Origin of the sequence: Buchnera aphidicola (Mindarus japonicus) (assembly GCF_039393905.1) — a bacterium.
GTDB classification, from domain to species: Bacteria; Pseudomonadota; Gammaproteobacteria; order Enterobacterales; family Enterobacteriaceae; genus Buchnera_A; species Buchnera_A aphidicola_B.
The window spans coordinates 502,218-525,063 of record NZ_CP135030.1; the positions used below are offsets into that span (position 1 = coordinate 502,218).

A 22,846-nucleotide genomic window follows, 5' to 3' on the forward strand; every position below is an offset into this window, starting at 1 on the left:
AAGTCCTTTCTACTTTTTATAATTGTTATTGATGATGATCAGTGTACGGTAACAATGCTAGATATCTAGCTATTTTAATTGCTTTTGATAATTTTCTTTGATATTTTGCTTTAGTACCCGTAATTCTACTAGGAACTATTTTTCCACTTTCTGTAATATAATTTTTTAATAAAGAAACATCTTTATAATCAATTTCTTTAATCCCTTCTGCTGTAAATCTACAAAATTTTCGACGACGAAAATAACGAGCCATACTTTTCTCCAAAAAAATTTTTTTATTTAAAATGATTTAAATTATACCTTAACCAAACAATTAATTATACTTAAAATAAACTTTAATTTATTTTTTTTAAAACTAAATAATTTTTTTATTTTTTAAAGCATTAGTAGATAACATTCCTGTTTTTCTATTATTTTCATTTTTTTCTTTTGTTTCGTCATGTAATTTAATCATAGGAGATGGAGTAGTGATGATATCTTTGATAGATATAATTATATTACGTATGATTGAATCACTAAATCTAAAACTAGATTCAATTTTAGAAATAATTTTAGGTTTTACTTCTATATTCATTAACACATAATGTGCTTTCTGTAATTTATTTACAGTATATGCCAATTGTTTTCTTCCCCAATCCTCTAATCGATGAACTTTTCCTTTATTATTTTTAATTAACATAACGTAATCATTAATAATGCTTTTAGCTTTTTCGCTATGATCAGGATGAATCATAAATACAACTTCATAATATCTCATTAAACAATCCTTATTGATAATTGCTATTAATAATTTATTTAAATTAATTGTAATTTAAAACTATTTTTTAAAATCATATTTATTTTTTTAAAAAAATAAAATATAACGGTAATTATCATACTATATCGAATTGAATTCGTCTATCTTCTGAATGAATTGCTGATATTTTTACCAATAATTTACCACCTAAACTATAAACTTTATTTGTATGTTTTCTTATTATTTCTTTTTTCTTATTATTAAAAATATAGTTATCAGTAGATAATTTTTTTATTTTTATAAAACCATCAATGAATAAATTCTTTAAACGAACTATAATTTCATCCTTTAAAATATTAAATATAATAGCAACAAAAGTATTTTTCATTTTATTTTTTATAAATTCGTATTTCATCCATTCTAATACTTCCTTAGATGCAAGTTCAGCTCTTCTTTCTGTCATAGAGCAATGATTCGCGATATTTTCTAAATTATTTTTATTAAAAAAAACAAATTTTTTTTTTGATATCAAATTTTTAATAATTCGATGTATCAACAAATCAGGATACCTCCTGATAGGAGAAGTAAAATGCACATATCCTGGTAAAGATAATCCAAAATGTCCTGCATTAATAGAACTATATTTTGCTTGCTTCATTGCACGCAAAAAAAATATTTGAATAACTTCTCTGTCAGAACGAAATCTAATTTCCTTTAAAAAATTTAAATAATCATTGTATGTAGGAGAATTATTTTTTATGATATTTAATCCTAGTGATTGCAATATTTTTCTAAACCGAAATATATTTTCTTTACTGGGTTTTTCATGAACCCTAAATAACGCTTTAGATTTATTTTTTAAGATAAAATATGTCGAAACAACATTTGCTGTTAACATGCATAATTCAATTAATTTATGGGCTTTATTTCTTATAAACAAATTAACTTTTTTTATTTTTAAATATTTATCTAAAATAAATTTAGGTTCTACTCTATTTAAAAATAAACTATTTTTAAATAATATTAAACGTTTTAAACTACTATAAAATAGTAGTAAATTTAAAAGATGTTCAATAATATCATTATATTTCTTAGATAAAATTTTATTTCCATTCCAAATACTATTCAATTCGGTATAGGTTAATCTTGCAAAAGAATTAATTTTAGCCTTATAGTGTTTATACTTAATTAACTTACCACTTTCAGTTATTGTTACCTCACAAATTAGAGCAAGTTTTTTTTTGTGTGGAATCAAAGAACATAGATCTTCAGAAATTTTTTCAGGAAGCATTGGTATAACTTCATTGGTTGGAAAATAAATAGAATTTCCTCGGTTTAATGCTTCCCTATCTAAAACACTATTTTCTTCAATGTAATGACTTACATCTGCTATTGCCACGTATAAAACCCATTCAGAATTTTTATTTTTTTTACAAAAAACAGCATCATCAAAATCTTTTGCATTTTCATCATCAACTGTAATTAGAGGCAAATGTGTCATATCTATATAATCATTATTTCTTTTTAATAAATCATTTTTTTCTAATAAAAATAACTCTTTTTTTAATTTTTTAGACCATAAAATAGGTATGTTATATGTTTGTAATACTATCTTTTTAATCAAAAAAATATTTATATTTTGCCCCAATATTTCTACTACTTCACCTACAGCATTTTTATTTTTTTGAGGTCTTTGAATCAACTTAGTTGATACCATTGAATTGGATAAATTATTATTTTTTTTTTCTAAAGGAATGGAAATTTTAAAATTAAATTTTTTATTATATGGATGTACAAAAACAGAATTTTTTCTTATACAATACTTTCCAATAATATTTTGATAATTAGGTTTTAATAATTTTATTATTTTAATTTTATTATTTTTACTCCAACTAATTTTTACTAAACGTACTAGAACAATATCTCCATGTATATATGGATTCATTTGTTGTTGCGAAATCCAAAAATCTTTATCAAACAAAGAAGTTTTTAAAAATCCATATCCATCTTTATGTCCTATTATTTCTCCTTTAATTGGTTTTAATAAACTTATTAAATTTTTTTTTTTACAAAAAAAAAGAAATACTTTATTATTGTTTTTTATAAATGTAATTGGTGAAGTTAAAAATTCTTTCTTCAATTTTATATTTAAGTTTAAGACAAATAATAATTTATTAAAATCAATTATTTTTTGATAAAAAACAATCCAGTTTAAAATTTTTTTTTTGTTAATCATTGTATTTCCATTTAATAAAATTACTTTTTTAAAAAAATCTTTAATTTGAACCTTAATTAAATAACATTGTTTATTTTTCAAATTAAATTTATATATAAAATATATATACTTAAGATTTTATAGTTATAAAAATATTTATTTTTTAAATAAAAAAGTATTTTTCTTAACAAGAATAATTTTTAAAAAAAAATTACTCTTATTAAATATATATTTTTATAAAAACTATAACTTTTATATTTTAAACGGATTCCTTAAAACAATTGTTTCATTTCGAGAAGGCCCTGTAGAAATAATGTCTATAGGAATTTTAACTAATTCTTGTATTCGATTAATATATTTTTTTGCTAAAAGAGGAAGGGAATCAAAATTTGTCAAACCTGCCGTTGATGAGTTCCAACCAGGAAGAGTTTCATAAACAGGAATTACATTTTCTAATGTATTAGGTAAAAAAAGAAGAGTATTATTATTTTTAATAGAAGAATTAATATTAGAAATTTTATAATCTATACAAATTTTAATTTCTTTTAATTCATCTAAAACATCTAATTTAGTCAAACATAACGCTGTTAGTGAATTTATTTTTATAGCTTTTTTTAATAAAACAATATCTAACCAACCAGTTCTTCTTCTTCTTCCTGTAGTTGAGCCAGACTCATTTCCTTTTAAAAAGAAATAATTATCAGTCTCATCAAAAACTTCTGTTAAAAATGGACCTAAACCGACTCTAGTCATATAAACTTTACTAACTCCTAAAATATAATCTAAAGATTTAGGTCCAACTCCTGTTCCTGTACAAACCCCACCAACTGTACTATTTGAAGATGTTACATATGGATATGTTCCATGATCTATATCTAATAATGTCCCTTGTGCTCCTTCAAATATTACAGAATTTTTATTTCTTATAGCTTGATAAAGAATTTCTGGAACATCTTTAACCATTGAAAGCATCAAATCTGCTGATTCAGCTAATTCATTAAAGGTAGTTTTATAATCAACTGGTTTCTGTTTATAAAAATTAACTAATTGATAATTATAATAGTTTAATGCTCTTTTAATTTTTATTTTTAATAAATTTAAATTATTTAAATCATAAACTTTTATACCCATACGAGATACTTTATCTTCATAAGCCGGACCAATTCCTTTTCCTGTTGTTCCTATTGCTGCTGAATTTAATTTTTTTTCTCGTGCTATATCCATAGCTATATGATAATTAAGTATTAATGAAGCAAAAGGAGAAATATATACTTTATCTTTAGGAAATATATTATTTTTTTCTAGCATGTGTATTTCTTTTATCAACGCAACAGGAGATATTACTGTTCCATTCCCTATAATAGAAATAACATCGTCGTGTATAACACCAGAAGGTATTTGATGTAATATTATTTTTTTTCCATTTACTATTAAAGTATGTCCTGCATTATTTCCTCCCTGATACCGAACAACAAAATCTGCGTTTTTAGTTAAAAAATCAACGATTTTTCCTTTTCCTTCGTCTCCCCATTGTGTTCCTAAAATTACTATTGTTTTATTCATAAATTCTCTCATGTATAATACATTTATTTTATAAACAAACTATGTACTTTAAATTTTTAGTATTAAGAAAATTTTTAAATTTTATTTATTAAATTTACTTAAAATATTTTGTATATTTTTAAAAAAATTATTTTCTGTATTAATAATTATAACATTTTTATTGTTTTTCACACTATTTTCATAGGCTTTTAAACCACAAATAAAACCATAAAAATCAATATCTTGATCAAAAATTTTAGAAAATAATTTTTCTGATTTTAATTCGGCATCTTTTTTAATAATTAATGCCTTTTTTTTAGCATTAGCAACAATATTATTTGATAAATAGTTTGCTAGTAATTTGATTTTCTTTGATTTTTTTTTTGCTTTTAGTTGTTTATCTATTAATATTCTCTGTTCTTTTTTTAAAAAAAGGTCATACACCAAAGTTAAAGAATCTTTAGGAAATTCTATTTTTTTTATATAAATACCAACAATCTTTATTCCTAACTGATTTAAACTTTTATTTATTTTTTCTGTTTTTAAAAAAAAATTTAGTTTACTATCTTTTTTTCCATATTCATAAAAAGAAGTAGAAAAAAAATCTTTATCTGTATTTTTATTAAGTTGTTCTCCTAATACTCTGGGTAAACTAGAATTAATATTTTTGATACTTAACAAATTTATTTTAGAATATAATTTATCTTCAATTTTCTTTTTCAAGAAATATTCTGCCTGAAATTTATTTCCATTTCTTGTAGATAAATAATATTTACTAAAATTATTTATTTTCCATTTGATAAAAGAAGTAACTAAAATTTTCTTTTTTTCTTTAGTAAAAAAACAATTTTTATAGTTACTTAAAGTTTGAATACGAGAGTCAAAAATTTGAATAGATTCTAAAAATGGTATTATTACATGCAATCCTGGTTTATAAATTATTGGTTTATTTAAGTTGTTTCTTATTATTTTTCCATATCTAAAAATTATTCCTTTTTCTCCTTCATGTATAATAAAAAAAGAAAAAGAAAAAAAAATTAGAAAAAAAGAAAGTAAAAAAAATAATATTTTATATATTCTCATTATTTTTCTCTTAAATTTTCAAAAATATTTTTTCGTAAAGCATTCATTTTACGTTGTTCTAATATATTATCTTTTAATATGTTTAAATTTTTACCATTTTTTTTTATTTTCTTTTCTTTATTTAAAGAAAAAATTTTATTTTTTAACAATCTATTTTTTTCATTCTCAATTATTTTTTTAAAAAAATTATTATTATTAGAATAAAAATTATTTAATAATAGTAAAAAATTACTATTCTTTGTATCTATAAAAATTTTTTTTGAATGAGCAAATATTTCTTCCATAGATTTCATATATAAATGAAGTTTAGTTATTTCTTTTGATTTTTTATACATTGAAAAAATTTCAGAAAAATAATTTATTTCTCCTTTAGCTTTTGAAAGAACATTTTTTTTATATTCTTTTGCTTCTTCCAAAATTTTTTTTTCTTTAATATTGGCATAAAACTGTTTTTTTATAAAATATTCTTTTGCTTGACTAATGTATTTTTCTGCTTCTTGATCTGCTTTAAATACTTTTGATGTAATATTTTTTATTTTATTAGAGGATTCAACAGTATGAAAATTTATATTTAATATTTTAATTCCTAACTTATGATTTTTAATTATTTTTCTAATTTTATTTTTTATTTTTTTATATATTAATATTTTTTGTTTAAATAAAATTTGATGAGTGTTACAATTTCTAATTGTATCGAATACAACGCTATTTGCAATCTGTTTAAAAGTATTTTCAGGAAACGAAACAGAGAATAAATAATTTTTAGGGTTGACAATTTTATACTGTACATCCATTTTTATATTTAATATATTTTCATCTATAGTAGAAACTAATCTCGTAGAAGAAAAAGCTTTTACTTCTTTTATATTAATAGGAAAAACTTTACTAATAAATCTTGGACTCCAATTTAAACCAGGTCTAGCAATATATGTAAATCTCCCAAAATTTGTAACTACACTTTGCTCAGATTCTTTAACAATGTAAAAACTAGACATTACCCAAAAAAAAATAAAAAAAATTAAAGAAAAAAATAAAAAATTATTTTTTTTGTTTGCAACTTTTTCTGAATTTAAATTTAAATTAGAATTTTTCTCTACAAATTTATTTTGAAAAAATAAACATTTAAAAAAATTATTTTTTTTTACATATATATAATTTACATCACTTTTCTTATTTTTCTTTTCTACTGACAGATCCTTATCAAAAATTTTATTGATTGGCTGTTTCCAGACCATATTTATACTCCATTAAAATCATTAAATATTTTTATATTATTAAAAAATTAACTATATTAAAATTAATTAATATTAAATTTATTTATCAAAAAAAAAATAATTTTTATTAAAAAAAATTTTTAATATGAAAAACATCTAAAATTTTATTAATTGATAAATTTTGATCAAAATTATCAATCCAATGTAAATTTTTCCATTTTTTTAACCAAGTAATCTGATGTTTTGCTAATTGATATGTTGCAAACATTATCTTTTCTATCATATCTTTATACGTAATTTTTCCTTCTATATAACTCCACATTTGATAGTATCCTATACGTCGAATAGCTGGAGAATTTATATTTAAATTTTTTCTTAAAAATAAATTTCTAACTTCATTCTCAAACCCTAATTCCATCATATGATTTAAACGAAGTTTAATTCTTTGTTTTAATTCTTTTTTTTTAGAAAAAAAAATAGAAAACTGTATAACTTCATATGGGAAATTAGAAATAGTAGATTTTTGTAATTCAGAAATTTTTCTCCCTGTTAATAAAAAAACTTCTAATCCTCTTAATATTCTTTGTATATCATTTGGATGCAAACGAAAAGATAAATCAGGATCTACTAATTTTAAAAAGTTATGTAAATATTTGTAACCAAAACGTTTTGTTTTTTTTAATAAAAAATTTCTTACTTCATTATTTGCTGAAGGTAAAACTGCTATGCCTTTATTTAACACATTAAAATATAGCATTGTTCCTCCAACTAAAACAGGAACTTTCCCTACTTCTAAAATTTCTTTTATTTTTTTTAAAGCGTCGCGTCTAAATTCTCCAGCTGAATAATATTCATTAGGATCTTTTATATTTATTAAGTGATGTGGAACCTGAGATAATTCTTTTATAGTTGGTTTTGCTGTTCCGATATTTATTTCTTTATAAATTAATCCGGAATCTACACTAATGATTTCCATTGGAAAATGTCTTGATAAATCAATAGCCAATTTAGTTTTTCCTGAACAAGTTGGACCCATTAAAAAAATTAATATAGGTTTTTTTAGAAAACTAATGTTTTTTTTCATTTTCAAAAATAGACATAGCTGTATTTATATTGATACTTTGTAAAAACTTTTTAGATGAAACATTTGAAATTATTAAATTATACTTTTCTATTTCTTGCAAAATTCTATACATTTTTTCTTTTCCCCAATTTTTAACTTCTAATTGTATTAACCATATAAAATAATTAATTACTTTAATATCTGTAATATTTTTTTTATTTTCTAAAAATAAGAAAAAACTAATTATTAAATTTAACAAATTACTCTCTTGCAATAATTTAGGAACAGATTGTACCTGAATAAAATTCAAATGTACTGAATAAGTAAATCCTAGTTTAAATAATAAATTTTTATAATCTATAATTAAATTTTTTATTTTTATAAGAAAAAATATTTTTTTAGGAGATATTAAATATAATTTCTTAAAATCATAAAAATTTCCATGATTTATTTTTTTTTTAAGAATTATTGATTGAATATTAGGCAAAGAAATTAAAAAAAACTTTTCATTTTTTTCAATAAGAACATAATAATTTTTGATAAATGCTATTATTTTTCCAAAAGAAAAATTTATCTTTTTTTTAAACTTTTCTTTTTGAAAATTAAACAAACAAAAATTTTTATAATTAGCAAATTTTTTATTACCTATATTTTTTTTATTCTTAAGATTTTCTTTACATAAAAATTTTTCTTTAGTTTTCTTTTTTTTATTTAAATTTAAAAAAGAAAGAAAACTATTTTTTTGTTTTTTAAAAAAAGAAACTATTGCATTATAAAAAAAATTATAAATTTTAAATGAATTATTAAATAAAACTTCATTTTTAGTTGGGTGGTAATTTACATCTACTAAATTAAAAGGTATCTGTAAATACAACACATACGATATATTTATATAATTATGTCCTGTAATTCTTTTAATAATCTCTTTTAGTAAAAAAGTAATTTTTCGAGAATCTACAAAACGTTTATTAACGTATAAATATCGATTTTTCGTATCGTAATTTATATTTTTATATATTGGATTTTGAATCCAGCCAAACAATTTATTTTTTTTATCTCTAAATTCAATTTTTAGTAAAGTTTTAAAAAATTTTTCCCCTAGAACAGATTTTACCCTTTCTTCTATTATATTTTTTTTATTATTAACCAAATATTCTTTTATTAATTTTTTATTATGTTTTAAAATAAAAGTAGTATTACTTTGAGATAAAGCTATGAGTTTTACTATTTTAACAATTTTTGAAAATTCTACTTTTTCTTTTTTTATAAAGTTTCTTCGAATGGGGAAATTATAAAAAAGATCAAATATGCTTATAGTCGTACCTATTAAATGTGCTATAGGTTTCATAAAAAAACTACTTTTTTTATTTGCATCTAAATATATTTTCCAACCTTCTTTTTGAATACTAGTTTTAGATATTAATTCTAATCGAGATACTAAAGATATGTTAAATAAAGCTTCTCCTCTAAATCCAAAAGTATTCACGTTATGTAAGTCATTTATAGAAATAATTTTACTAGTTGAATATGAAGAAATGGAATTAATTAACTCTTTTTTATTAATTCCATAACCATTATCATTTACACAAATCGAACTAATTCCGCCTTTTTTTATTTCGATATAAATTCGATCTGCTTTTGCGTCTAAACTGTTTTCTAACAATTCTTTGACTATAGAAGCAGGTCCTCTTATTATTTCTCCTACTGCTATTTGATTTATTACTTTTGAAGACAATTTTCGAATGAACATATGAAAAAACTCTATCAATTTAAATTAAAATTAATATGGATAATCTGCTATTTAAATCTAACTTTTTATAAGATAATTATTTTTATTTTTTTTGTTATGAACTTATATTCTAAATCTTTTTATTCTTTCTACAAAAAAAATTTAAAAAAAATATTTTTTTTACAAAGTAAAATTTATATAAATAAAAAAAATTTATTAATCAAATAAAAATATTTTTATTTAATAGTTAAAATTAAATTTTTTAATTTTAAAAAATAAAAATAAATTTAATAAATTTTAAAAAAATTTTCTTACTATAAATCAATTAAAAAAATTAAATTAATTCAACATTATTATATAAATAATTTATTATTTAATCTTTTTAAAACAATAATTATTTTTTATGAATTTTTATTTAGAAATTTCATTAAGAAATTTTATAAAATAAATAAATTTAACGTATTTATAAAACATTGATAAAATATAACTATTTTTTTACTGCAAGTTAATTAAATAAATATTTTTATGTTAATTTTTATAATATTTTTTTTGTTTTTATTATAAAAAAATTCGTGTAGAAAATTATTAATTAATATATGTTATTTTAAATAATATCATATTAATTTTATTTGATTAGACTTATATAGATTATATGTTTATATATTCATATTATATGATTATAGTTTTAATTTAATGTTTTAAATATCAAATAAATATATTTTTTTTAAAAAAATAACAATTTTTTTACTAAAAGTTTTTTATTTAAATAAATCAAAATATTTTTTATTTAAAATATATAAATGAATTTATAAAATATTTTTTCATTCAAAAAAATTAAATTATCTTTTTAATGAATTGATAAATTAATAAATATATTTACATCAAATAAATAAATTTTTATTTATTACTTTTTTTAAAAAATTCATAAAATTTAATTAGTCCCGATGTTGAAGAATCAAAAGAATTTTTTCTTTTTATATCTAATAATTGTTGTAATATTTTTTTTGAAGAATCCTTTCCTAATTCAACCCCCCATTGATCAAAACTAAAAATGTTTAATATAATTCCTTGAACAAATATCTTATGTTCATATAAAGCAATTAAACTACCCAAAGTAGAAGGGGTAATTTTTTTTATTAAAATAGAATTTGTTGGTTTGTTTCCTACACAATTTTTAAATATATGAAAGGAATCATTTAGATTTGTCCCTTTTTTTGAAAAATTGTTACTATCATCGCCAAAAGCTAAAGCATATGTTTGGCCCAAAAAATGAGATATTAATTTTATATGATGATCATTTATAGAATTATGACTTATTGCAGGAATAATAAAATCACAAGGAATAAGTCTAGTTCCTTGATGTATTAATTGATAAAAAGAATGTTGTCCATTTGTACCTGATTCTCCCCATACAATAGGTCCGGTTTTCCATTTTACAAGTTTTTTATTTCTATCTATAGATTTTCCATTAGACTCCATATTTCCTTGTTGAAAATATAATGAAAATTTATGCATATATTGATCATAAGGAAAAATAGCTTCTGTTTCTGATTTAAAAAAATTATTATACCAAATTCCTATAAGTGCTAATAATACTGGAATATTTTTATTAAATTTTGTTTTTAAAAAATGTTGATCCATGTCATAAGCACCTTTTAATAAATTTACAAAATTTTTATACCCAATAGATAGCATAATAGGTAAACCCACCGAAGACCATAATGAATACCTTCCTCCGACCCAACTCCAAACTGGAAAAATATTATTTTTATGAATACCAAAATCAACTGCTAATTTGATATTCATAGACACTGCAATGAAATGTTTTTGAAAATTAATTTTTTTTGGTGTACTAGTCATAAACCATTTTTTTATAGTATTTGCATTCGTCATAGTTTCTTGAGTAAGAAATGTTTTAGAAGAAATTATGAACAAAGTTTGTTCTAAATTAATTTTTTTAAAAACTTCAGTAACATGAGTACCATCTATATTGGATATAAAATGAATATTTAATTTGTTTTTATATGGTTTTAATGCTTCTGTAACCATTTCCGGACCTAAATGAGATCCTCCGATACCAATATTTACAATATCAGTAATAATTTTTCCTGTATAACCTTTCCATTCTCCAGAAATAACTTTTTTCGAAAATATTTTCATTTTTTCTAAATTTTTATTTATTTCCAACATAATATTTTTTTGATTAATATAGATAGGTTTACTAGAACGATTTCTTAAAGCTGTATGAAGCACTGCTCTATTTTCTGTTAAATTTATTATTTTTCCTGAAAACATTTCTTCAATTGCATTACTTACAAAAGTTTCTTTTGCCAAATTTAATAATAATTTTATTGTATAATTAGTAATTAAATTTTTTGAAAAATCAACAACCATTTTATTATTAAAAATAGTAGAAAAATTGTTAAATCGATTTTTATCATCAAAAAATAATTCCTTAATATGAACTTTTTTCATATCTTTAAAATGTTCCTGTAACTTTTTCCAAGATTTTGTTTCGGTCGGATTAATATTTTTCATATATTTCATTTACTCTTATAATTATTTTTTATTTAAAATTATTAATTTTTAAATTAGAATTAAATTAATAACCAAAAACTTTGTTTTTAAAAATATTAACATTTAAAAAAAAAAAATAAACAAAAAATAAATATATATTATTAAGAATAAAATGATTTAAATTTTTTTAAAAAAATGTTATTTTATAGAAAAATTTTTTATTTTAGAAAATGAAAATAAATAACTCTCATTTAATTTGGATTGACTTAGAAATGACAGGTTTAAATCCAAAAAAAAATAAAATTATAGAAATCGCAACTTTAATAACTGATAAAAATTTAAAAATTTTATCAGAAGGTCCTGTAATACCCATTTATCAACCTGAAAAAGAAATATCTTTAATGAACAATTGGAATAAACGTGTTCATACTGATAATGGATTAATTGATCGTATTAAAAAAAGTTGTTTTAATGAAGAAAAAGCAGAAGAAGAAACAATAAAATTTTTAAAACAATGGGTTCCTAAAAATACATCCCCAATTTGTGGAAATAGTATTGGTCAAGATCGAAGATTTTTATATGAATATATGCCAAAATTAGAAAAATTTTTTCATTATAGATCCATAGATGTTAGCACTATTAAAGAATTAGCCATTCGATGGAAACCAACTATATTTTTTAATAAAAAAAAAATAGAGAAAAAACATATGGCCTTACAGGATATTTATTTATCGATTAACGAACTAAATTATTATCGAAAAAATTTTATTCAAATCTAAATAAATTAGATTGCTTTTTTTAGAAAAAAAAATTATGATTATCTTGATTTTAAAAAATTAAACCATCTAAAATAAGTAGAAATATTTTATATACCTAAATATGCGGGAATAGCTCAGTGGTAGAGCACAACCTTGCCAAGGTTGGGGTCGCGAGTTCAAACCTCGTTTCCCGCTCCAAAATCTTAAAAATTAAATTTTATTTATTTTTTCATATTAATTAATTAAAAATTTAATTAAAAAGCAGCTATAATTTTTTATACCTTTCGTATAAATAAAAAATCTTATTTATTCTATATTTTTACTTAAATTTCTTATTTAAAGAAATAATTTTTAATTAAATCAAAAAATTTTTTTATTTGGTTATTCACATGTAAAAAATATATGCTTTTTAAAAATTTTCCGAGTGAATTACTATAATTAATAATTATATCAATTAATAAATTACATAGAACATCACCCGGAAATTATTAAAAATAATAAAACTTTTAAAAGTATAAATTTTTATAAAAAAAATAATTTAACTATTTTTTATAAAATATAATATATATATTAACTTTTTATATAAATTTAACTATTAATTAAAACTATTAACTATAAAAAAATGTATTTTCTATTTAGTAAAAATAAAAAATATATATTAAATAATAGTTTTTATTTTCTTTTTTTTAAATCCTAAAGATAAAAAAATATTTAAAATACTAATTTTTAATTATTTTCATTACTATAATTTTATAATTTTTAAAATATATTGATTAAAGTAAAAAAAAATAACTTATCTAAATTTAGAATATTTAAAAGAAAATTATTTTTATAAAAAAAATTTGGAAATTTCATAAAAAAAATGTTTTTAATTGTTTTTATTTACTAAAAAATTATTTTTTTATGCCAGTATAATAATTAAAAATTTTTTCTTAAAAAAAATTATTTAAAAAAAATATTTTTTAATTTTTTGTGAAACTAAACCTTTTTTTAAATTTTTCAATTCGACCACCAGTATTAATTGTTCTTTGTTTTCCAGTATAAAATGGATGACATTCTGAACATATATCTAATTGAATATTATTTTTTATTGTCGAAAAAAAAATATGAATTTTATTGCATGAACATACAGCTTGTATTTGATGATAGTTAGGATGAATTTTCTTTTTCATGTTAGAATTATGCGCTAAAATAAAATTTGTATGTAATTATTATGAATAATTTTTTTTTTTCTAGCAAACTATTTTTAATAAATAATTTTTAAATAAAAAATTTAATTTTTAAAATTTATTCTATAAAAAATATTTAATATTTTTATATTCTAAAAAAAATAAGCTAAAAAATAAGATTTTTTTTGATAAAGAAACTGTATTCTATGTTTTATTTACTAAAAATAAAAAATATTTTTTTTTAAATAAAAAATTTTATTTTTTATAAAGGACTAATCTGTGACTACAATATTAAGTATTAGAGTTAAAAATCAAGTTGTTATCGGTGGAGATGGGCAAGCGACATTAGGTAATACTATTATGAAAAGTAATGTCAAAAAAGTAAGAAGCCTTTATAAAGAAAAAATAATTGCCGGATTTGCTGGAAGTACAGCAGATGCTTTTACTTTATTTGAATTATTTGAAAAAAAATTATCCATGTACCAAGGGCAACTACAAAGAGCAGCAATAGAACTTGCTAAAGATTGGAGAACAGATCGAATTTTAAGAAAATTAGAAGCATTACTTGCAGTTGCAAATGAAGAATGTTCATTAATTATTAGTGGCAATGGAGACGTTATCCAACCTGAAGATGATTTAATTGCAATTGGTTCTGGAGGCCCTTATGCTCAAGCAGCAGCTAAAGCCTTAATAGAAAATACTGACCTTGACGCAAAAGAAATTGTTAAAAAATCGTTAAATATCGCTGCTAATATATGTATATATACTAATCATACTTTCACTATAAAAACTTTATATTCAAAAAAAGTAGGATCCTCTATATGTCAGAAATGACTCCCCTAGATATTGTTCTAGAATTAAATAAATTTATTATTGGACAAAAAAAAGCAAAACGAGCAGTTGCTATTGCTCTTCGAAATCGATGGAGAAGAATGCAGCTAAATGATGAATTACGTCATGAAATTACTCCTAAAAATATTTTAATGATAGGACCTACCGGTGTAGGAAAAACTGAAATTGCTAGAAGACTAGCTAAATTAGCTAACGCTCCTTTCATAAAAGTAGAGGCAACAAAATTTACTGAAGTAGGGTATGTTGGAAAAGAAGTCGATTCTATCATCCGAGACTTAACTGATACAGCAATTAAATTAATCAAAACAAAAGTTATTGAAATTAATAAACATAAAGTAAAAGAAAGAGCTGAAGAAAGAATTTTAGAAGTATTAGTACCAACACCAAAGAGCAACTGGGAAAAACCAGGAGATACTCTTAGACCTACTGGCACTATTGAACTTTTCAGAAAAAGACTTAGAGAAGGAAAATTAGATGATAAAGAAATAGAAATTAATATTTCAAACAATCCTATTGGGGTAGAAATTATGGCACCCCCTGGAATGGAAGAGTTAACCAGTCAATTACAATCTCTCTTTCATAATATTAGCGGAAAAAAAATAAGCGCAAAAAAATTAAAAATTAAAGATGCCCTTAAATTATTAACAGAAGAAGAAGCTACAAAATTAGTGAATCCAGAAGAAATTAAAAAAGAAGCTATTAGTTCAGTTGAACAAAATGGAATAGTTTTTATCGACGAAATAGATAAAATTTGCAAACGAAGCAATGCTTCTGGATTGGATATTTCTAGAGAAGGAGTGCAAAGAGACTTATTACCTCTTATTGAAGGATGTACAGTTTCAACTAAATATGGAATGGTAAAAACAGATCATATTTTATTTATAGCTTCTGGAGCTTTTCAAACCTGCACCCCTTCGGATCTTATACCTGAATTACAAGGGCGTTTACCTATTCGAGTAGAACTAAATGCTTTAACTATCAATGATTTTGAAAGTATTTTAACAAAGCCTAAAGCATCAATTACTATGCAATATATTGCTTTGATGAAAACAGAAGGTGTAAATATAACTTTTACTAAAGAAGGAATTAAAAAAATAGCTGAAGCTGCATGGAAAGTAAATGAATCTATGGAAAATATTGGAGCTCGTAGATTACATACTGTTATGGAACGCTTAATGGAAGAAATTTCTTTTTTTGCTAATGAAAAAAATGGAGAATCAATTATCATTGATGTTAATTATGTTAGTAAATATTTAGACAAACTGATAGGTAATGAAGATCTTAGTAGATTTATTTTATAAAAGATAAAAAATTAATTCTTACTAATTAATTTATTTAAAAAATAAAATTTTATTTTTTTATATAAATCCATCTTTTTTGTTCAATTAAGATGGATTTTTTAAATTGTTTTTAATAAAAATTATTATCTAATTATTTTGTTCACTAAAATTTTTTTATATAATAAAAATATTAAATTTTATGTTATAATTAAAAATACAAATATTAAAAATATATATTTTTTAAAAAAATATAAAAAAAGTATTTTTATACTACGTTAGGTAAATAAAATGACCACATGGATTAAAGCAAAAGTTTTAAAAATAAAAAAATGGAATCATAATTTATTTAGCTTAATATTAAACGCTCCTATATGTCCATTCATACCTGGACAATATACTAAACTACTTTTAAATCGAAATAATAAAGTTCAACGCGCATATTCTTATGTAAACTCACCAAATAATACGAATATAGAATTCTATATTGTTTTAGTACCAAAAGGAAAAATTACTCCTTTTTTGTATAATTTAAAAGTTAATGAAGAAATTAACATTTCAAAAGAATCTTTTGGATTTTTTACTACTAGAGAAATTCCTAATAAAGAAATTTTATGGATGTTTTCTACTGGAACAGCAATTGGTCCTTATCTCTCTATTTTACAAAATAAAAAAGAAGTTTTGCAATTTAAAAAAATTGTTTTAATTCATGCTGTTCGATATTATGAAGATTTAAATTATTTACCATTAATTGATAATATTAAAAAAAAATATAAAGATAGATTTCATTTTATTTCAATTACTAGTAGAGAAAAAAACAAGAATTCAATTTTTGGTAGAATACCTCAATTAATAGAAAATAAATCCATAGAAAAAAAAATAGGTTTAAATCTAGAAAAAAAAACATCTCATGTAATGTTATGTGGAAATCCAGGAATGGTAAAAGAAAGCATTTCTTTACTTCAAAAAACAAGAAATATGAATAAACATCTAAGGAGAAAACCTGGAGAAATTACCTCAGAAAATTATTGGTAATTCAACTTAAATAGAATTCAATAAAAAAATCATTCATTAAAATCGAATGAAGTAACGTCATGAATTTTTTTATGTTTTAATGCTAACATAACTAATCTATCAATTCCTATAGCCATTCCTGAACATTTAGGAAACGTTCCTTTTTCTAAAGAGTCTAAAAAATCTACATCTAAAATACACTCTGGCAAACCTAGTTCTTTCCTTTTTCTATTATCCATTACAAATCTTTTTTTTTGTTCTTTAGCATCTGTTAATTCATAAAAACCATTTCCTAATTCTATTCCTTTAAAGAAAAATTCAAATCTATCAGCTATTCTATTATCATTAACATTAATAGCTGATAAAGCTGCTTGGTTTCGAGGAAAATGATAAATACATATCGGATATTTTTTTCCTATTCTTGGTTCTATTTCTTTCATAAATAATATTTCCAATAAATTATTAACATTTTTTGTTAAAGTAATTAAATTTGAAATTCCTAACTTTTTAGCTATATTTTTTAATATTTTTATAGAAGCAGAAAGTGGATCTATTTTAAAATATTTTAAAAATATATTTTGATAAGAAATAATTTCTACTTTCTTGCATTTAAGAACTAGTTTTAATAATTCTACAACTTCTAGAATTAAATCATGCATAAGATATCCCGGTCGATACCATTCAAGAATTGTAAATTCAGGATTATGAAAATCTCCTTTCTCTCCATTTCTAAAACTGTGACTAATTTGATAAATAGGCCCGCTTCCAGCTGCCAATAATCTTTTCATATAATATTCTGGACTGGTACTTAACCATAAATTACATTTTTTTTCTTTGTTAGGTGAAGTATAAGTAGTCATAAATTGAGAAAGGCTAGCATCAGTAACAGGATACTTATTTAAGATCGGTGTTTCGACTTCTAAAACAGAAAATTTTAAAAAAAAATTTCTAATTTTAGAAATGATTAATGATCTTTTAATTAAAATCTCAATTGAAGTATTTGGAAGCCATCGATTACTTTTATTCATAATTAATAAATAAATACTCGTTTATATTAACAATTTTTTACAAAAGAATTACAACCTAAAATGTGCAGAACATAATTTTTATTATGTTCTGCATGTACTTATTACAATTAAATTATATTTAACTAAAAAATATTTATTTCATAAAGAACAAATATTTTATTGTTGGATTTTCATATGGAGAGATTGTTAAAAATGCACGAACTCCATAAGAAGTATAATTTTTGTCAGACATTTCAGAATCTTTTAATTTTACTTGTGATATACTTGTAGCTAATAAAGTATACTTTCCATTTCCAATTCTATTCAATTTGTAACTCAACTTACTAGAAGTAGGTAAAAATTTAGAAAAATCTGATTCTAAAGTCTGTAAATCATCAAGAGATTTCTTAAAAATAGAGGGTTGTACATAACTAGATATCAATTGTCTATCTGAAAGATTAGGTACTTTCTTTTTAAGATTATTTAACAGTTCTTCAGGAGATTTACCGTTAACTTCTTTTCCATCTACAGTTATAGATACATTTTTATCAAGATTTTTTACAAAATTATTATTTAATTGAGTCGTATTCTTTAAATGAATAAATGATTTTTGAAATGGATGACTAGGAAAAGGATCTTTTTTTGACGGAATTTCTTTAGATAAGCTTTGCCAAATAGGATTATTTATATCTTCATCTTTCATATTTGTTACATCAAACTGATCTTTTTCATCAATAATAAAACCAAATCTTTGAGAAAAAATATTTGTATTTTTCGGGAAATATGTTATTCCATTAACATTACTTATAGTAGAATTACTAAATTTATCTTGTCGTACTTCATTAATTGCTTTAGAAAATTTTAATTCGGAATTTACAATTTTTTTATCTGAAGCAGACTTGATATTTTTACTTTGATTAATATCGAAAAGGTTTGTTTTATTAATAACCATTATAGATGACATAGTTTTTACATCCTTTCTTTACTTTCGATTAATTCTCTTTTACTCGCATTTTTTTTTTTAGTCAAGATATCAATAACAGATATTTTAAATAATTTTCAATTTTTATATTTTACTTAAAATGTTTCTTAAAAAGAATGTTTTTCTTGATTTTTATTAGGAGAAAAAAAAAAATTATGTTATAAATAAAACTAATTTATCTAAAAAAATAAATTTATTTAAAATATTTAAATATATGGTTTATATACAAAATCACTCTAGTGAAAAACATTTAAAATTTATAAAAGAAAAATGGAATTTACAACATAATCCTAAATCCGTAATCAAATTGATCATTAATCCTTCAAGAATAGAACTGAAACATCGATACCTTACTAATTTGGGAACTGTATGGGTAGACTTTACTAAAAATAGTATTTCTTATAGAGCTAAGTTAGCTACTAAAAAAAATGAAGCTATTGCAAAAGCAATAGGAATTAAAAAAAATTATTTTCCTTTTGTATTAGATGCTACTGCTGGATTAGGAAAAGATGCTTTTATACTTTCTAAATTGGGATGTAAGGTTCATATGTTTGAAAGAAATCCAATAGTTGCTTTATTACTATTCGACGGGTTAGAAAGAGGATACAATGATTTAAAAATCAATTCATGGTTAAAAAAAAGATTATTTCTTTCTTATAGTTCTAGCTTTAAAATGAAAAATATTTTACTTCAACAACCGGATGTGATTTATTTAGATCCTATGTTTGCTATAAAAAAAAAAGCTTTATCTAAGAAAGAAATTAATTTGTTAAAATTATTTGTTGGAAATGATTCAGATGCTATAGATTTATTAAGCTTTTCATTTTGTTATGCAAAACATAGAATTGTTATTAAACGACCTCGTTCTTTACCACCTTTTTTTTCTGAAAAAATTGTTAATTCTATAATCACTAATAAATATCGATTCGATATTTATTTTCCTAATAAAAAAATACTTTAAAATTTAAAAAAACTTTTACAAATAAATTCACCTTTTAAAATTTATTTTTTTTAAAATTTATTCATAAATGTTTTATAGTAGTCTTGTTTTTAAAATCTTATTTTTATAATTTTAACATTTTTTGTAACTTTAAAGATAAAAATATACCTATAAGTAATAAATTTAAAACAAATATAGAAACTCCTATCCAACTTCCAAATAACCAAAATAAACCTCCTATTGTTCCTAAAATACTAGCACCAAAGTAATAACTAATGAGATACATCGATGATGCTTGTCCTTTAGCTTTTTTCACACGATATCCTATAGAACTACTTGCTATTGAATGAGCAGAAAAAAAACCTCCTGAAAATAACGTTAATCCCAAAAAAATACTAAAGTAATTATTTAATTGAGTAATAGTTAAACCTATCAACATAATAAAAAAAGAAAAAATTAGTATTGTACTTCGGTTATAATGCTTTATTAATGCACCTGCTTTTGGAGAAGTATAAACTCCAGTTAAATAAACTATTGAAAGTAAACTAATCAAATTAGGATCTAAAAAAAAAGGAGATATCATTAATCGATAACCTATATAATTAAATAATGTTATAAAACTTCCCATTAAAATAAATCCAATTATAAACAAAATTATTAAAGCTCTATCTTTTAAATGAAATAAAAAACTATTTACAAAAGAAATATAATTTAATGAAATCGATTTAAAATTTTTTGATTTCGGTAACATTAAAAGAAAAATTGTTGTTGAAAAGAAAGAAAAAATTCCAATAGTTAAAAAAACTACTTTCCAAGAAAAATAACTTCCTATAATAGCACTTAAAAATCTTCCTATAAACCCTCCAAAAGTATTTCCACCGATATACAATCCTATGGAAAAAGATAAGTCATTGGAATGAATTTCCTCACTAAGGTAACTCATCCCTACTGCTGTAACACCACTTAAAGCTAATCCTATTAATAGTCGCATAATAATTATTTCATTCCAATTATTTACCATGGAACATAAAATAGTTAATACAGCCGATATTAATAATGAAATTGTCATAACTTTTTTTCTTCCAAAAAAATCTGAAAAAGATCCAGTAAATAGCATTCCAATTGCCATTGTTATTGTAGTAGCAGAAAGAGATAAACTACTTTGTGATGGTGTTAGGTTAAATTCTTTAGAAAAAATTGGTAAAATAGGTTGTACACAATACAAAATAGAAAATGTAGAAAATCCAGCAAAAAAAAAAGATAAAGAAATTTTTATAAAATCTGTAGTATTTTTTCTTACTAGTTCTTTTTTTGATACAAATAAATTTTTTTTTGAGAAATTAATTATCTTATTTTTTTTTAATGTTGATTTAAAATCTAATTTTTTTTTATTTTTAATTAAATTAAACAAAATTAACTCCTAAATTAAATTATAATATATTAACAAAAATTTAATTAACTAATTCTGGTATCACTATTTTAAAATTAAAAGTAAAATGTTTTTTTTACATAAAATATTTTTTTAAAAAATTTTAAATTAAATTGATGATACTTATAAATATATAACCCCATCATAAACATGTGTTGCTTGACCTATCATATAAATACAATTATCTTCTTTTTTCCAAAAAATTTCTAATTTTCCACCTTTTAATTCTACTATTACTTTATTAGATAATAAATTCTGTTTAATACCTACAGCAACAGCAGCACATGCTCCGCTACCACAAGCATTTGTTTCCTTTGAACCTCTTTCATATACTCTCAACTTAATTTTTTTTGAATTGATAATTTCCATAAATCCTACATTTACACTATTTGGAAAAAAATTATTCTTTTGTATAGAAGGTGATAAAATATCAACAAGTGTTGTATTTATATTTTTAACAGAAATGACACAATGAGGATTTCCTATTGAAACGGCTCCAAAAGAAACTTTTTTATTTTTAATTAGTAAGGAATATTTTTCTCTAAATTTTTCTGTTGATATTGGGATATTATAAGGTTTAAAATCAGGTTTTCCCATATTTACTTTTATAAGATTGTTTTTTAAAATACTCAAAATTAAAATTCCCTTTTTTGTACTAACTGAAATTCTTTTATTTTTTGTAAAACCTTTTAAATATAAAAAATGAGCAAAACAACGTGCTCCATTTCCACATTGTTCTACTTCTTTACCATCTGAATTAAAAATTCTATAATTAAAATCAATTCCAGATTGAGTAGATTTTTCAACAAAAAGTAATTGATCAAAACCTATTCCGGTATAACGATTAGATATCGTTTGTATTTCTTTAGAAGTTAAACAAATATTTTGTGTAATATTTTCAATTATTATAAAGTCATTACTCAATCCATGCATTTTAGAAAAATTAATTTTCATATTCTTTTTCTTATTGTTATTTATAAAGTTATTAATAAATTAGTATTTATCACTTGCTAACTTTAAGTATTATAATTATCTTTTATTAATAGAGAAAGGCCTTGATGCTTATAACTTTAAAATGTTTTTAAAATCTAAAAAAATTAAATTTTTTATAACTAAAAATTTTTGATTTAAAAAAAAATAAATACTTATGAACTATTTTTGATTATACTGTAATTAGTTATCAAAAAATTTTACAAATAAAATACATATTTTAATAATCTATATTATTTAAAATAGTCAATAAGCTATAGGAAATATTTTTTCTTATTTTAAAAACTTTTTTACTTATTTAGAAAATTTTTCAAAAAAATTAAATTAAA

General features: G+C 21.2%; 19 protein-coding genes and 1 tRNA gene. 6 read left to right on the forward strand and 14 right to left on the reverse strand.

Going from position 1 to position 22,846, the window contains the following annotated elements; translation table 11 throughout:
• Positions 1-25 precede the first annotated feature (25 nt).
• From rpsR to pgi, 9 genes are all read right to left on the reverse strand, one after another.
• Positions 26-253, reverse strand: a complete 228-nt coding sequence (gene rpsR, locus RJT65_RS02395) for a 30S ribosomal protein S18 (protein WP_343152701.1) — start codon at positions 251-253, stop codon at positions 26-28.
• 102 nt (positions 254-355) lie between these two features.
• Positions 356-757, reverse strand: a complete 402-nt coding sequence (rpsF, locus tag RJT65_RS02400) for a 30S ribosomal protein S6 (RefSeq protein ID WP_343152703.1) — start codon at positions 755-757, stop codon at positions 356-358.
• A gap of 115 nt (positions 758-872) precedes the next feature.
• Positions 873-3,053, reverse strand: a complete 2,181-nt coding sequence (gene rnr / locus RJT65_RS02405; RefSeq protein WP_343152705.1) for a ribonuclease R — start codon at positions 3,051-3,053, stop codon at positions 873-875.
• Between the two features lie 150 nt (positions 3,054-3,203).
• On the reverse strand, positions 3,204-4,514 hold the full coding sequence (locus RJT65_RS02410; RefSeq protein WP_343152706.1) for an adenylosuccinate synthase: 1,311 nt from the start codon (positions 4,512-4,514) through the stop codon (positions 3,204-3,206).
• An 81-nt stretch (positions 4,515-4,595) separates the two neighbouring features.
• A complete protein-coding gene (gene hflC, locus RJT65_RS02415; RefSeq protein ID WP_343152707.1) occupies positions 4,596-5,576 on the reverse strand; it encodes a protease modulator HflC in 981 nt (326 codons plus the stop codon).
• Entirely contained in the window at positions 5,576-6,811 is a 1,236-nt protein-coding gene (gene hflK, locus RJT65_RS02420; RefSeq protein WP_343152708.1) for an FtsH protease activity modulator HflK, read from the reverse strand. Before hflK ends, hflC begins: the two co-directional genes overlap by 1 nt.
• A 106-nt stretch (positions 6,812-6,917) precedes the next feature.
• A complete protein-coding gene (miaA, locus tag RJT65_RS02425) occupies positions 6,918-7,874 on the reverse strand; it encodes a tRNA (adenosine(37)-N6)-dimethylallyltransferase MiaA (RefSeq protein WP_343152709.1) in 957 nt (318 codons plus the stop codon).
• Complete coding sequence (mutL, locus tag RJT65_RS02430) at positions 7,858-9,603, reverse strand: DNA mismatch repair endonuclease MutL (RefSeq protein WP_343152711.1); 1,746 nt, start codon at positions 9,601-9,603, stop codon at positions 7,858-7,860. The genes miaA and mutL overlap by 17 nt, the downstream gene beginning before the upstream one ends.
• Before the next feature lie 876 nt (positions 9,604-10,479).
• Entirely contained in the window at positions 10,480-12,120 is a 1,641-nt protein-coding gene (pgi, locus tag RJT65_RS02435) for a glucose-6-phosphate isomerase (RefSeq protein WP_343152713.1), read from the reverse strand.
• A 209-nt stretch (positions 12,121-12,329) separates the two neighbouring features.
• Between pgi and orn the strand changes: the two genes are divergently transcribed.
• Together orn and RJT65_RS02445 are read left to right on the forward strand one after the other, a co-directional pair.
• Positions 12,330-12,878, forward strand: coding sequence for an oligoribonuclease (orn, locus tag RJT65_RS02440; protein WP_343152715.1), 549 nt, complete (start codon positions 12,330-12,332; stop codon positions 12,876-12,878).
• Between the two features lie 102 nt (positions 12,879-12,980).
• Positions 12,981-13,055 (forward strand) — tRNA-Gly (locus RJT65_RS02445).
• A 764-nt stretch (positions 13,056-13,819) separates the two neighbouring features.
• Here the strand turns inward: RJT65_RS02445 and rpmE are convergent.
• Complete coding sequence (rpmE, locus tag RJT65_RS02450) at positions 13,820-14,029, reverse strand: 50S ribosomal protein L31 (RefSeq protein ID WP_343152717.1); 210 nt, start codon at positions 14,027-14,029, stop codon at positions 13,820-13,822.
• 276 nt (positions 14,030-14,305) lie between these two features.
• Here rpmE and hslV point away from each other — a divergent pair, with 276 nt between their 5' ends.
• The 3 genes from hslV to RJT65_RS02465 all read left to right on the forward strand — a co-directional run bounded on the left by hslV (position 14,306) and on the right by RJT65_RS02465 (position 17,190).
• Positions 14,306-14,860 (forward strand): ATP-dependent protease subunit HslV, encoded by a 555-nt coding sequence (gene hslV, locus RJT65_RS02455; protein ID WP_343152718.1) that lies wholly within the window; start codon positions 14,306-14,308, stop codon positions 14,858-14,860.
• Positions 14,848-16,179: an HslU--HslV peptidase ATPase subunit gene (gene hslU / locus RJT65_RS02460; RefSeq protein ID WP_343152719.1), complete on the forward strand. Its 1,332-nt coding sequence runs from the start codon at positions 14,848-14,850 to the stop codon at positions 16,177-16,179. Before hslV ends, hslU begins: the two co-directional genes overlap by 13 nt.
• Before the next feature lie 267 nt (positions 16,180-16,446).
• Positions 16,447-17,190, forward strand: a complete 744-nt coding sequence (locus RJT65_RS02465; protein WP_343152720.1) for an FAD-binding oxidoreductase — start codon at positions 16,447-16,449, stop codon at positions 17,188-17,190.
• Between the two features lie 29 nt (positions 17,191-17,219).
• On the opposite strand, the gene epmA is transcribed toward RJT65_RS02465, so the two are convergent.
• Both epmA and RJT65_RS02475 read right to left on the reverse strand, forming a co-directional pair.
• On the reverse strand, positions 17,220-18,197 hold the full coding sequence (gene epmA / locus RJT65_RS02470; protein WP_343152721.1) for an elongation factor P--(R)-beta-lysine ligase: 978 nt from the start codon (positions 18,195-18,197) through the stop codon (positions 17,220-17,222).
• 133 nt (positions 18,198-18,330) lie between these two features.
• On the reverse strand, positions 18,331-19,140 hold the full coding sequence (locus RJT65_RS02475) for a hypothetical protein (protein WP_343152722.1): 810 nt from the start codon (positions 19,138-19,140) through the stop codon (positions 18,331-18,333).
• A gap of 232 nt (positions 19,141-19,372) precedes the next feature.
• Here RJT65_RS02475 and RJT65_RS02480 point away from each other — a divergent pair, with 232 nt between their 5' ends.
• Positions 19,373-20,119 carry a class I SAM-dependent methyltransferase gene (locus RJT65_RS02480; RefSeq protein WP_343152724.1) on the forward strand — a complete coding sequence of 249 codons (747 nt, stop codon included), beginning with the start codon at positions 19,373-19,375 and terminating at the stop codon, positions 20,117-20,119.
• Positions 20,120-20,222: 103 nt separating this feature from the next.
• Here the strand turns inward: RJT65_RS02480 and RJT65_RS02485 are convergent, their stop codons facing one another.
• The gene (locus RJT65_RS02485) at positions 20,223-21,509 is read right to left on the reverse strand and encodes an MFS transporter (RefSeq protein ID WP_343152726.1); all 1,287 of its coding nucleotides are present in this window, start codon (positions 21,507-21,509) and stop codon (positions 20,223-20,225) included.
• Between the two features lie 141 nt (positions 21,510-21,650).
• Positions 21,651-22,475, reverse strand: coding sequence for a diaminopimelate epimerase (gene dapF / locus RJT65_RS02490; RefSeq protein ID WP_343153194.1), 825 nt, complete (start codon positions 22,473-22,475; stop codon positions 21,651-21,653).
• Positions 22,476-22,846: the final 371 nt, after the last annotated feature.

Bases quoted from the DNA above. Each gene is read 5' to 3' on its own strand.
- orn (WP_343152715.1), top strand. From the start codon at position 12,330: ATGAAAATAAATAACTCTCATTTAATTTGGATTGACTTAGAAATGACA.
- rpsF (WP_343152703.1), bottom strand. From the start codon at position 757: ATGAGATATTATGAAGTTGTATTTATGATTCATCCTGATCATAGCGAA.
- epmA (WP_343152721.1), bottom strand. From the start codon at position 18,197: ATGAATAAAAGTAATCGATGGCTTCCAAATACTTCAATTGAGATTTTA.
- rpmE (WP_343152717.1), bottom strand. From the start codon at position 14,029: ATGAAAAAGAAAATTCATCCTAACTATCATCAAATACAAGCTGTATGT.
- RJT65_RS02475 (WP_343152722.1), bottom strand. From the start codon at position 19,140: ATGTCATCTATAATGGTTATTAATAAAACAAACCTTTTCGATATTAAT.
- miaA (WP_343152709.1), bottom strand. From the start codon at position 7,874: ATGAAAAAAAACATTAGTTTTCTAAAAAAACCTATATTAATTTTTTTA.
- RJT65_RS02410 (WP_343152706.1), bottom strand. From the start codon at position 4,514: ATGAATAAAACAATAGTAATTTTAGGAACACAATGGGGAGACGAAGGA.
- rpsR (WP_343152701.1), bottom strand. From the start codon at position 253: ATGGCTCGTTATTTTCGTCGTCGAAAATTTTGTAGATTTACAGCAGAA.
- RJT65_RS02465 (WP_343152720.1), top strand. From the start codon at position 16,447: ATGACCACATGGATTAAAGCAAAAGTTTTAAAAATAAAAAAATGGAAT.
- hflK (WP_343152708.1), bottom strand. From the start codon at position 6,811: ATGGTCTGGAAACAGCCAATCAATAAAATTTTTGATAAGGATCTGTCA.
- hslU (WP_343152719.1), top strand. From the start codon at position 14,848: ATGTCAGAAATGACTCCCCTAGATATTGTTCTAGAATTAAATAAATTT.
- pgi (WP_343152713.1), bottom strand. From the start codon at position 12,120: ATGAAAAATATTAATCCGACCGAAACAAAATCTTGGAAAAAGTTACAG.
- mutL (WP_343152711.1), bottom strand. From the start codon at position 9,603: ATGTTCATTCGAAAATTGTCTTCAAAAGTAATAAATCAAATAGCAGTA.
- RJT65_RS02480 (WP_343152724.1), top strand. From the start codon at position 19,373: ATGGTTTATATACAAAATCACTCTAGTGAAAAACATTTAAAATTTATA.
- hflC (WP_343152707.1), bottom strand. From the start codon at position 5,576: ATGAGAATATATAAAATATTATTTTTTTTACTTTCTTTTTTTCTAATT.